Genomic DNA, 10,943 nt, shown 5'->3' with positions numbered 1-10,943 from the left:
GCGGCTCCTTGGATACTTCCGGCGTTAAAGGTCGTAACCAGGGTCGTTCGAAGTACGGTACCAAGAAGCCTAAGTAGTAGCGGCTTTTTGTAAAACTGATTCATCTTATTTTCTGAGTCGATAAGAGTAAGGTCGGAGGCGTCCCGAAAGGGCACCGATTCCGAGCGAACCTGAAGACCGTTTGAGGGCTTATCCATGCCAAGAAGACGCGTAGCAGCCAAGCGCGAAGTGCTTGACGATCCAAAATACGGAAGCCAAATCCTGGCCAAGTTCATGAACCACGTGATGGAAAGCGGCAAGAAAGCCGTTGCCGAGCGTATCGTTTATGGCGCGCTGGAAAAGGTTAAAGAACGCAAGAACAGCGACCCCCTGGAAATCTTCGAGAAAGCTCTCGACGCCATCGCTCCGCTGGTCGAAGTGAAGTCGCGCCGTGTAGGCGGTGCTACTTACCAGGTTCCGGTTGAAGTTCGTCCGTCCCGTCGTAACGCTCTGGCAATGCGCTGGTTGGTAGACTTCGCCCGTAAGCGTGGCGAGAAGTCTATGGCTCTGCGTTTGGCCGGCGAACTGTTGGACGCTGCCGAAGGTAAAGGTGCTGCTGTTAAGAAGCGTGAAGACGTGCACCGTATGGCTGAAGCCAACAAAGCTTTCTCGCACTACCGCTTCTAATCTTAGCTTCACTAATTTTGCGAGGGCTTTATGGCTCGTACTACTCCGATTAGCCGCTACCGTAACATCGGTATCGTTGCTCACGTGGATGCTGGTAAAACCACCACCACCGAGCGCGTACTGTTTTACACCGGCAAAAGTCACAAAATGGGCGAGGTGCATGACGGCGCCGCGACCACAGACTGGATGGTTCAGGAGCAGGAGCGTGGTATTACCATTACTTCTGCTGCTATTACCGCCTTCTGGAAAGGTTCCGAGAAGCAGTACAAAGACGAGCATCGCTTCAACGTAATCGATACCCCGGGCCACGTAGACTTCACCATTGAAGTTGAGCGTTCCCTGCGCGTACTCGACGGCGCTGTCGTTGTGTTCTGCGGTACCTCGGGTGTTGAGCCTCAGTCGGAAACCGTATGGCGTCAAGCCAACAAGTACGGCGTTCCACGTCTTGTTTACGTAAACAAGATGGACCGTGCTGGTGCCAACTTCCTGCGCGTGATCGGTCAGATCAAGCAGCGTCTGGGTCACACTCCGGTGCCAATCCAATTGGCTATCGGTTCCGAAGACAACTTCCAGGGTCAGATCGATCTGATCAACATGGAAGCTGTTTACTGGAATGATTCCGACAAAGGTATGGTTCCTGTTCGTAAGCCTATTCCTGCAGAGCTGCAGGAACTGGCTGACGAATGGCGCAACAACATGGTCGAGGCTGCTGCCGAAGCCAGCGAAGAGCTGATGAACAAGTACCTCGAAGGTGAAGAACTCACCAACGTGGAAATCAAGGCCGCTCTGCGTCAGCGTACTATCGCTGGCGAAATCGTCCTGGCTGTTTGCGGTTCTTCCTTCAAGAACAAGGGTGTTCCCCTGGTTCTCGACGCTGTTATCGACTTCCTGCCTGCTCCAACCGACATTCCTGCTATCAAGGGTTCCAACCCTGATAACGAGGAAGAAGAGATGGAGCGTCATGCTGATGACAGCGAGCCGTTCTCGGCTCTGGCGTTCAAGATCGCTACCGACCCATTCGTGGGTACTTTGACCTTCGTCCGTGTTTACTCGGGCGTGTTGGCATCCGGCGACGGCGTGATCAACTCGGTTAAAGGCAAGAAAGAGCGCGTGGGTCGTATGGTGCAAATGCACGCAAACGCCCGTGAAGAGATCAAGGAAGTTCGCGCTGGTGACATCGCGGCCCTGATCGGCATGAAGGACGTCACCACTGGTGAGACCTTGTGCGACGCTGCCAAGCCAATCATCCTGGTTCGTATGGACTTCCCGGAGCCGGTTATTTCGGTTGCCGTAGAGCCTAAGACCAAGGATGACCAGGAAAAAATGGGTATCGCTCTGGGCAAGCTTGCTCAGGAAGATCCATCTTTCCGCGTTAAAACTGATGAAGAGACTGGTCAAACGATCATCTCCGGCATGGGCGAGCTGCACCTGGACATCCTGGTTGACCGGATGCGCCGTGAGTTCAACGTCGAAGCCAACATCGGTAAGCCTCAGGTTTCCTATCGTGAGCGCATCACGAAGAATTGCGAAATCGAAGGCAAGTTCGTTCGTCAGTCCGGCGGTCGTGGTCAGTTCGGTCACTGCTGGATCCGTTTTGCTCCTGCTGACGAAGGTCAGGAAGGTCTGCAATTCGTGAACGAAGTGGTTGGTGGTGTTGTTCCTAAGGAATACATCCCGGCTATCCAGAAAGGCATCGAAGAGCAGATGAAGAACGGCGTTGTTGCCGGCTATCCGCTGATCGGCCTGAAAGCAACCGTTTTTGACGGTTCTTACCACGACGTCGACTCCAACGAGATGGCGTTTAAGGTGGCTGCCTCCATGGCTACCAAGCAACTGGCCCAGAAGGGCGGTGGTGAGTTGCTTGAGCCGATCATGGCGGTAGAAGTTGTTACACCTGAAGACTATATGGGTGATGTCATGGGCGACCTTAACCGTCGTCGCGGCATGATCTTGGGTATGGAAGACACGGTTTCCGGCAAAGTGATTCGCGCCGAGGTTCCGTTGGGTGAGATGTTCGGTTATGCGACCGACGTTCGCTCCATGTCCCAGGGTCGCGCAAGCTACTCTATGGAATTCAAAAAATACAACACAGCTCCGGCGCACATCGCTGAAACTGTATCCAAAAAACAAGGCTGATTCAGTCCTTTAGGCAAGGAGTTAATTGTCGTGGCTAAAGAAAAATTTGATCGTTCCCTACCGCACGTAAACGTTGGCACCATCGGCCACGTTGACCACGGTAAAACCACTCTGACCGCAGCTCTGACTCGCGTTTGCTCCGAAGTATTCGGTTCTGCAATCGTTGATTTCGATAAAATCGACAGCGCTCCAGAAGAAAAAGCTCGTGGTATCACCATCAACACCGCGCACGTCGAGTACAACTCGAAAATTCGTCACTACGCTCACGTTGACTGCCCAGGTCACGCTGACTATGTGAAGAACATGATCACCGGTGCTGCCCAGATGGACGGCGCGATCCTGGTTTGCTCGGCCGCTGATGGTCCGATGCCACAAACCCGTGAGCACATCCTGCTGTCCCGTCAGGTAGGCGTTCCGTACATCGTGGTTTTCCTGAACAAGGCTGACCTGGTAGACGACGCTGAGCTGCTGGAGCTGGTTGAGATGGAAGTGCGCGATCTGCTGAGCACTTACGACTTCCCAGGCGACGACACTCCGATCATCATCGGTTCTGCTCGTATGGCTCTGGAAGGTAAAGACGACAACGAAATGGGCACCACTGCCGTTCGTAAACTGGTTGAAACTCTGGATACCTACATCCCAGAACCAGTTCGTCTGACCGACAAGCCGTTCCTGATGCCAATCGAAGACGTGTTCTCGATCTCCGGTCGCGGTACTGTTGTGACTGGTCGTATCGAGCGCGGTATCGTTCGCGTTCAAGATCCGCTGGAAATCGTTGGTCTGCGTGACACTACCGTCACCACCTGCACCGGTGTTGAAATGTTCCGCAAGCTGCTCGACGAAGGTCGTGCTGGCGAGAACTGCGGCGTTCTGCTGCGTGGTACCAAGCGTGACGACGTTGAGCGTGGCCAGGTTCTGGTTAAGCCAGGCACCGTTAAGCCGCACACCAAGTTCACCGCAGAAGTCTACGTTCTGAGCAAGGAAGAAGGCGGTCGTCACACTCCGTTCTTCAAAGGCTACCGTCCTCAGTTCTACTTCCGTACTACTGACGTGACTGGTAACTGCCAGCTGCCAGAAGGCGTTGAAATGGTAATGCCAGGTGATAACATCCAAATGGAAGTTACCCTGATCAAAACCATCGCAATGGAAGACGGTCTGCGCTTCGCTATTCGTGAAGGCGGCCGTACCGTTGGTGCTGGTGTTGTAGCTAAAATCATCGAGTAAGCTCTTTTTTGAGTTAGCTTGATGCTTTGAAAAAGGCCCCCGCTCAGCGGGGGCTTTTTTTATTGGGTTGACACCTATCTGGGGCGTCTATAGAATTGCGCCTCCTTTTAACGGGCGTATTGCGCTCGCTGGGAATAGCAGCCGGAGTCTGAAATCCAATGCAAAATCAGCAAATCCGTATCAGGTTGAAGGCTTTTGACCATCGCCTGATCGACCAATCCACCCAGGAAATCGTGGAAACCGCGAAACGTACTGGTGCACAAGTGCGTGGTCCAATTCCACTGCCTACCCGTAAAGAGCGGTTCACCGTTCTGGTCTCCCCGCACGTCAACAAAGACGCGCGTGACCAGTACGAGATCCGTACTCATAAGCGCGTACTGGACATCGTCCAGCCAACGGATAAAACCGTTGATGCACTTATGAAGCTTGATCTGGCGGCCGGTGTGGAAGTACAGATCAGCCTCGGCTAAGACTTGGGTCTTAGTCGTGTAACGCTCTGAAATGGGCGGCCATAGCGGGTGAAAGCCCCGTACACTCATGAGGTTTACAACATGACTATTGGTGTAGTCGGTCGTAAATGCGGTATGACCCGTATTTTCACCGAAGAAGGTGTCTCCATTCCGGTCACGGTCATTGAGATCGAACCGAATCGCGTCACCCAGTTCAAAACTGAAGAAACCGATGGCTATCGTGCAGTGCAAGTCACTGTCGGCGAGCGTCGTGCTTCGCGCGTGACTGCTGCTCAAGCAGGTCACTTCGCAAAAGCAAACGTTGCAGCTGGTCGTACTGTTATGGAGTTCCGTCTTGAAGATGGCGACTACCAGGCTGGCGATCTGATCAACGCTGAAATCTTCGCCGCTGGTCAACTGGTTGATGTAACCGGTCAGTCCAAGGGTAAAGGCTTCCAGGGTACGATCAAGCGTTGGAATTTCCGTGGCCAAGACAACACTCACGGTAACTCCGTTTCCCACCGCGTCCCGGGCTCTATTGGCCAGTGCCAGACTCCTGGTCGTGTATTCAAGGGCAAAAAAATGTCCGGTCATATGGGCGCTGAGCGCGTGACCGTGCAGTCCCTCGAAGTAGTGCGCGTCGACGCTGAACGCAATCTGTTGTTGGTCAAGGGTGCTGTTCCTGGCGCTACTGGCGGCAACCTGGTTGTACGTCCAGCGGCCAAGGCTCGCGGTTAAGGGGAAGCTGACATGCAATTAAATGTAAATGACGCTCAAGCGATCGAAGTTTCCGAACTGACATTTGGCGGCGAATTCAACGAGACGCTGGTTCACCAAGCAGTCGTGGCCTACATGGCCGGCGGCCGTCAAGGTAGCAAGCAGCAAAAGACCCGTTCCGACGTACGTGGTGGCGGTAAGCGCCCTTGGCGTCAGAAAGGCACTGGCCGTGCTCGTGCCGGTACTATCCGTAGCCCAATCTGGCGTGGCGGCGGTACCACTTTCGCAGCTCGTCCACAGGATCACTCTCAGAAGCTCAACAAGAAGATGTATCGCGCAGCACTGCGCTCCATCCTTGCTGAACTCGTGCGTACTGATCGTCTGGTCGTGGTTCAGGACTTCGCTGTTGAAAGTCCAAAAACCAAAGATCTGCTGGGCAAACTGAACAACATGAGCCTGACCGACGTTTTGATCGTGTCTGAAGCTGTTGATCAGAACCTGTACCTGGCTGCTCGCAACCTGCCACACGTTGATGTACGTGACGTGCAAGGTTCCGATCCAGTTAGTCTGATCGCATACGACAAGGTGTTGATCACCGTGTCGGCCGTGAAGAAATTCGAGGAGCTGCTGGGATGAACCAGGAACGCGTATTTAAAGTTCTGCTTGGCCCGCACGTTTCCGAAAAGGCTACGGTTCTGGCTGACAAGAAAGGCCAGTTCGTTTTCAAGGTTGCAACTGACGCAACCAAGCTGGAAATCAAGAAGGCCGTCGAAAGCCTGTTCAGCGTGAAAGTAGAGCGTGTTACTACCCTGAATGTTCTGGGTAAGAGCAAGCGCACTGCTCGCGGTCTGGGCAAGCGTAATGACTGGAAGAAGGCAGTTATCTCCCTTCAGCCAGGCCAAGATCTCGATTTCAGCAGCAGTGCTGAGTAAGGAAGGGGTGCATCATGGCAATCGTTAAATGCAAACCGACTTCCCCTGGCCGCCGTTTTGTGGTCAAGGTGGTCAACCAGGAGCTGCATAAAGGCGCTCCTCACGCACCGCTGCTCGAGAAAAAATCGAAGTCTGGTGGTCGTAACAACAATGGTCGTATTACCACTCGTCACATCGGTGGTGGCCATAAGCAGCATTATCGTCTGGTCGACTTCCGTCGCAACGACAAAGATGGCATCTCTGCCACTGTCGAGCGTATCGAATACGATCCAAACCGTACTGCTCACATCGCTCTGCTGCTGTACGCAGATGGCGAGCGTCGCTACATCATCGCCCCTAAAGGCGTGAGCGCTGGCGACCAGCTGATCGCAGGTGCCCTGGCACCGATCAAGCCGGGCAACGCTCTGCAACTGCGTAACATTCCAGTTGGTAGCACCGTACACGGCATCGAATTGAAGCCAGGTAAAGGCGCACAGATCGCTCGTTCCGCTGGTGCTTCGGCTCAGCTGATCGCTCGTGAAGGTGTCTACGTGACCCTGCGTCTGCGTTCTGGTGAGATGCGTAAAGTGCTGGCTGAATGCCGTGCGACCCTGGGCGAAGTCTCGAACTCCGAGCACAGCCTGCGTTCGCTGGGTAAAGCTGGTGCCAAACGCTGGCGTGGCGTTCGCCCAACCGTTCGTGGTGTTGCCATGAACCCGGTTGACCACCCACACGGTGGTGGTGAAGGTCGTACCTCTGGTGGTCGTCATCCGGTATCGCCATGGGGCTTCCCGACTAAGGGCGCGAAGACTCGTGGTAATAAGCGTACCGACAAAATGATCGTCCGTCGTCGCAAGTAAATAGAGGGATACGACAGTGCCACGTTCTCTGAAAAAAGGTCCTTTTATTGATCTTCACCTACTGAAGAAGATCGAAGTGGCGGCGGAAAAGAACGATCGCAAACCAGTTAAGACCTGGTCGCGTCGTTCGATGATCCTGCCACAAATGGTCGGTCTGACCATCGCAGTACACAACGGTCGTCAACACGTCCCAGTTCTCGTTAACGAAGACATGGTCGGCCACAAACTGGGCGAGTTTGCCGGTACCCGCACTTATCGTGGGCACGTGGCAGACAAGAAAGCCAAGCGTTAAGGGGTTAGGAAATGGAAGTAGCCGCTAAGTTGTCGGGCGCTCGAATCTCCGCCCAGAAAGCCCGCTTGGTCGCCGACCAGATCCGCGGGAAGAAGGTGGGCGAAGCGCTCAACCTGTTGGCTTTCAGCAGTAAGAAAGCCGCCGAGATCATGAAGAAAGTGCTGGAGTCGGCCGTAGCCAACGCCGAGCATAACGAAGGCGCAGACGTTGATGACCTGAAGGTCAGCACCGTTTTCGTCAACGAAGGGCGTTCGCTGAAGCGCATCATGCCACGTGCCAAAGGCCGTGCTGATCGCATCGTCAAGCGGTCTTGCCATATCACTGTCAAGGTTGCTGACAAGTAACGGAGTCGAAGAGATGGGTCAGAAAGTACATCCCATTGGCATTCGCCTGGGAATCGTCAAGGAGCACACCTCCGTCTGGTACGCAGACGGTCGGACTTATGCGGACTACTTGTTCGCTGATCTGAAGGTGCGTGAGTATCTCCAAGACAAACTAAAAAGCGCGTCCGTAAGCCGTATCGATATCCATCGTCCGGCCCAAACTGCACGTATCACCATCCACACCGCTCGTCCAGGTATCGTTATCGGGAAGAAAGGTGAAGATGTTGAGAAACTGCGTCAGGACCTGACCAAGCAAATGGGTGTGCCTGTGCACATCAATATCGAAGAGATCCGCAAGCCGGAGCTCGACGGTATGCTGGTTGCGCAGAGCGTAGCTCAGCAGCTGGAGCGTCGCGTAATGTTCCGTCGCGCTATGAAGCGCGCAGTACAGAACGCCATGCGCATTGGTGCCAAAGGCATCAAAATCCAAGTGAGCGGTCGTCTCGGCGGTGCTGAAATCGCACGTACTGAATGGTATCGCGAAGGTCGTGTGCCACTGCACACCCTGCGTGCCGACATCGACTATGCCAACTACGAAGCTCACACCACTTACGGTGTGATCGGTGTAAAGGTTTGGATCTTCAAAGGCGAAGTAATTGGTGGTCGCCAAGAAGAACTGAAACCACAAGCACCAGCGCCTCGTAAAAAAGCTGCTAAGTAAGGGGTACGCCAAATGTTGCAACCTAAGCGTACGAAGTTCCGCAAGCAGATGACAGGCCACAACCGTGGTCTGGCTCAGCGCGGTAGCAAAGTCAGCTTCGGCGAGTTCGCGCTGAAGTCTGTAGCTCGTGGTCGTCTCACCGCTCGTCAGATCGAGTCAGCGCGTCGTGCTCTGACCCGTCACGTAAAACGTGGCGGCAAGATCTGGATCCGTGTATTCCCGGACAAGCCGATCTCCAAGAAGCCTCTCGAAGTGCGGATGGGTAAAGGTAAGGGTAACGTGGAATACTGGGTAGCCCAGATTCAGCCAGGCAAGGTCCTGTATGAGATCGAGGGTGTTTCTGAAGAGCTGGCGCGTGAGGCTTTCGCCCTGGCTGCTGCAAAGCTGCCGCTCGCCACCTCCTTTGTTAAACGGACGGTGATGTGATGAAAGCGAATGAACTTCGTGAAAAATCCGCACAGCAGCTGAACGAGCAACTGCTCGGCTTGCTGCGCGACCAGTTCAATCTGCGTATGCAGAAAGCAACTGGCCAGTTGGGGCAGTCTCATCTGCTCTCGCAAGTTAAGCGTGACATCGCTCGCGTGAAGACTGTGCTCAACCAGCAGGCAGGTAAGTGATCATGGCTGAAGCCGAAAAGACTGTCCGTACGCTGACTGGCCGTGTTGTCAGCGACAAGATGGACAAAACCATCACCGTTTTGATCGAGCGTCGCGTTAAGCACCCGATCTACGGTAAATATGTTAAGCGTTCGACTAAGCTGCACGCGCACGACGAAACCAATCAGTGCCACATCGGCGACAAAGTCACTATTCGTGAAACTCGTCCGCTGGCCAAGACCAAGTCTTGGGCACTGGTTGATGTTCTCGAACGCGCTGTGGAAGTCTAAGGACTAGGGGTCGGAGAAATTATATGATTCAGACTCAATCCATGCTCGATGTGGCCGATAACAGCGGCGCTCGCCGTGTTATGTGCATCAAGGTGCTGGGTGGCTCCCATCGTCGTTACGCTGGTATCGGTGACATCATCAAAGTTACCGTGAAGGAAGCAATTCCTCGCGGTAAAGTGAAAAAAGGCCAAGTGATGACTGCTGTTGTAGTCCGCACTCGTCACGGCGTACGTCGTGCTGATGGCTCCATTATCCGCTTTGATGGCAACGCTGCTGTTCTTCTGAACAACAAGCAAGAGCCGATCGGCACCCGTATCTTTGGGCCAGTGACCCGTGAACTTCGTACTGAGAAGTTCATGAAGATCGTCTCGCTCGCCCCAGAAGTGCTGTAAGGAGATCCGACATGCAAAAGATTCGTCGTGACGACGAGATCATCGTGATCGCCGGCAAAGACAAAGGTAAGCGCGGTAAGGTGCTTAAGGTTCTCGCTAATAACCGTCTGGTTATCGGTGGTCTGAACCTGGTTAAGCGTCATACCAAGCCTAACCCGATGTCGGGCGTGCAGGGCGGTATCGTCGAGAAAGAAGCTCCGCTGGATGCTTCTAACGTCGCCATCTTCAACGGCGAAACCAACAAGGCTGACCGCGTTGGTTTCAAAGTAGAAGACGGTAAGAAAATTCGTGTCTTCAAGTCGACCCAAAAAGCGGTTGATGCTTGAACACTGCTAGGTAGATTAGACCATGGCACGACTACAAGAGATTTACCGGAAGGAAATCGCCCCTAAGCTTAAGGAAGAACTTAAGCTTGGGAACGTGATGGAAGTTCCGCGCGTTACCAAAATCACCCTGAACATGGGTCTGGGCGAAGCGATCGGCGACAAAAAAGTCATCGAGCACGCTGTTGCTGACCTGGAAAAGATCACCGGCCAGAAAGTCGTTGTGACCTACGCTCGGAAATCCATCGCTGGCTTTAAAGTCCGTGAAGGTTGGCCGATCGGCGTCAAAGTGACCCTGCGCCGTGAGCGTATGTACGAATTCCTGGATCGTCTGCTGTCGATCTCCCTGCCTCGGGTTCGCGACTTCCGCGGCCTGAATGCCAAGTCCTTCGATGGTCGTGGTAACTACAGCATGGGCGTGAAAGAGCAGATCATCTTCCCGGAAATCGACTACGACAAGATCGATGCTCTCCGCGGTCTGGACATCACCCTGACCACCACTGCCAAGAACGATGATGAAGGTCGCGCCCTGTTGCGTGCTTTCAAATTCCCGTTCCGCAACTGATTGGAGTAGGACCATGGCCAAGATGAGCATGAAAAACCGCGAGCTGAAGCGTCAGCTCACGGTTGCCAAGTACGCCAAGAAGCGTGCAGCACTGAAAGCAATCATCGTTGATCTGAACGCAAGTCCAGAAGCACGTTGGGAAGCTACAGTAGCTCTGCAGAAGCAGCCACGTGACGCAAGCGCTTCGCGCATGCGTAACCGCTGCCGCCTGACCGGTCGTCCACACGGCGTTTACCGCAAGTTCGGCCTCGGCCGTAACAAACTGCGTGAAGCGGCAATGCGTGGTGACGTACCAGGTCTGGTTAAAGCCAGCTGGTAAGTACTTTCAACGTCCGGGTGGTCTGAATCGAAAGATACTGACCGCCGGTGACCTTGAATCTGGAACAAGCCCCTTTTGGGGCTTGTTTCATTTCCGGAGTGTGTCTAAAATACGCGGCTCGCCTGAGCCCGTGTTTTTTACCCGGAGATTCTCGGTGAT

The 10,943-nt window shown here is 54.0% G+C and carries 18 protein-coding genes and 1 pseudogene; all 19 read left to right on the top strand.

Annotation, left to right across the window (positions count from 1 at the left end; translation table 11 throughout):
- Positions 1–77 (top strand): annotated as a pseudogene (gene rpsL / locus LIY36_RS12545) (30S ribosomal protein S12); the annotation flags it as partial.
- 118 nt (positions 78–195) lie between these two features.
- On the top strand, positions 196–666 hold the full coding sequence (rpsG, locus tag LIY36_RS12540; RefSeq protein WP_002555493.1) for a 30S ribosomal protein S7: 471 nt from the start codon (positions 196–198) through the stop codon (positions 664–666).
- 30 nt (positions 667–696) lie between these two features.
- The gene (fusA, locus tag LIY36_RS12535; protein ID WP_192299101.1) at positions 697–2,802 is read left to right on the top strand and encodes an elongation factor G; all 2,106 of its coding nucleotides are present in this window, start codon (positions 697–699) and stop codon (positions 2,800–2,802) included.
- 30 nt (positions 2,803–2,832) lie between these two features.
- A complete protein-coding gene (gene tuf, locus LIY36_RS12530; RefSeq protein ID WP_017736669.1) occupies positions 2,833–4,026 on the top strand; it encodes an elongation factor Tu in 1,194 nt (397 codons plus the stop codon).
- A 158-nt stretch (positions 4,027–4,184) separates the two neighbouring features.
- Positions 4,185–4,496: a 30S ribosomal protein S10 gene (gene rpsJ, locus LIY36_RS12525; RefSeq protein WP_003186070.1), complete on the top strand. Its 312-nt coding sequence runs from the start codon at positions 4,185–4,187 to the stop codon at positions 4,494–4,496.
- Positions 4,497–4,577: 81 nt separating this feature from the next.
- Entirely contained in the window at positions 4,578–5,213 is a 636-nt protein-coding gene (rplC, locus tag LIY36_RS12520) for a 50S ribosomal protein L3 (protein WP_003194649.1), read from the top strand.
- 12 nt (positions 5,214–5,225) lie between these two features.
- Positions 5,226–5,828, top strand: coding sequence for a 50S ribosomal protein L4 (gene rplD, locus LIY36_RS12515; protein WP_003176424.1), 603 nt, complete (start codon positions 5,226–5,228; stop codon positions 5,826–5,828).
- Positions 5,825–6,124: a 50S ribosomal protein L23 gene (gene rplW, locus LIY36_RS12510; protein WP_002555488.1), complete on the top strand. Its 300-nt coding sequence runs from the start codon at positions 5,825–5,827 to the stop codon at positions 6,122–6,124. The genes rplD and rplW overlap by 4 nt, the downstream gene beginning before the upstream one ends.
- A 14-nt stretch (positions 6,125–6,138) precedes the next feature.
- Positions 6,139–6,963 (top strand): 50S ribosomal protein L2, encoded by an 825-nt coding sequence (gene rplB / locus LIY36_RS12505; protein WP_008053874.1) that lies wholly within the window; start codon positions 6,139–6,141, stop codon positions 6,961–6,963.
- Between the two features lie 16 nt (positions 6,964–6,979).
- A complete protein-coding gene (rpsS, locus tag LIY36_RS12500; protein ID WP_002555486.1) occupies positions 6,980–7,255 on the top strand; it encodes a 30S ribosomal protein S19 in 276 nt (91 codons plus the stop codon).
- 11 nt (positions 7,256–7,266) lie between these two features.
- The gene (gene rplV / locus LIY36_RS12495) at positions 7,267–7,599 is read left to right on the top strand and encodes a 50S ribosomal protein L22 (RefSeq protein WP_003103908.1); all 333 of its coding nucleotides are present in this window, start codon (positions 7,267–7,269) and stop codon (positions 7,597–7,599) included.
- A gap of 13 nt (positions 7,600–7,612) precedes the next feature.
- Complete coding sequence (gene rpsC, locus LIY36_RS12490; protein ID WP_003176422.1) at positions 7,613–8,299, top strand: 30S ribosomal protein S3; 687 nt, start codon at positions 7,613–7,615, stop codon at positions 8,297–8,299.
- A 12-nt stretch (positions 8,300–8,311) separates the two neighbouring features.
- Positions 8,312–8,725, top strand: coding sequence for a 50S ribosomal protein L16 (gene rplP / locus LIY36_RS12485; protein WP_003176421.1), 414 nt, complete (start codon positions 8,312–8,314; stop codon positions 8,723–8,725).
- A complete protein-coding gene (gene rpmC, locus LIY36_RS12480) occupies positions 8,725–8,916 on the top strand; it encodes a 50S ribosomal protein L29 (protein WP_002555481.1) in 192 nt (63 codons plus the stop codon). Before rplP ends, rpmC begins: the two co-directional genes overlap by 1 nt.
- Before the next feature lie 2 nt (positions 8,917–8,918).
- Positions 8,919–9,185, top strand: a complete 267-nt coding sequence (gene rpsQ / locus LIY36_RS12475) for a 30S ribosomal protein S17 (RefSeq protein ID WP_003176419.1) — start codon at positions 8,919–8,921, stop codon at positions 9,183–9,185.
- A gap of 23 nt (positions 9,186–9,208) precedes the next feature.
- The gene (gene rplN / locus LIY36_RS12470; protein WP_002555479.1) at positions 9,209–9,577 is read left to right on the top strand and encodes a 50S ribosomal protein L14; all 369 of its coding nucleotides are present in this window, start codon (positions 9,209–9,211) and stop codon (positions 9,575–9,577) included.
- 11 nt (positions 9,578–9,588) lie between these two features.
- Positions 9,589–9,903 (top strand): 50S ribosomal protein L24, encoded by a 315-nt coding sequence (gene rplX / locus LIY36_RS12465; RefSeq protein ID WP_003176416.1) that lies wholly within the window; start codon positions 9,589–9,591, stop codon positions 9,901–9,903.
- A gap of 22 nt (positions 9,904–9,925) precedes the next feature.
- On the top strand, positions 9,926–10,465 hold the full coding sequence (gene rplE / locus LIY36_RS12460) for a 50S ribosomal protein L5 (RefSeq protein WP_003194642.1): 540 nt from the start codon (positions 9,926–9,928) through the stop codon (positions 10,463–10,465).
- Positions 10,466–10,478: 13 nt separating this feature from the next.
- The gene (rpsN, locus tag LIY36_RS12455) at positions 10,479–10,784 is read left to right on the top strand and encodes a 30S ribosomal protein S14 (protein WP_003176414.1); all 306 of its coding nucleotides are present in this window, start codon (positions 10,479–10,481) and stop codon (positions 10,782–10,784) included.
- Positions 10,785–10,943: the final 159 nt, after the last annotated feature.

It is taken from the genome of Pseudomonas sp. AF03-9, from assembly GCF_020515815.1.
Lineage (GTDB): Bacteria > Pseudomonadota > Gammaproteobacteria > Pseudomonadales > Pseudomonadaceae > Aquipseudomonas.
This window is presented reverse-complemented; position numbering and strand designations above follow the sequence as displayed.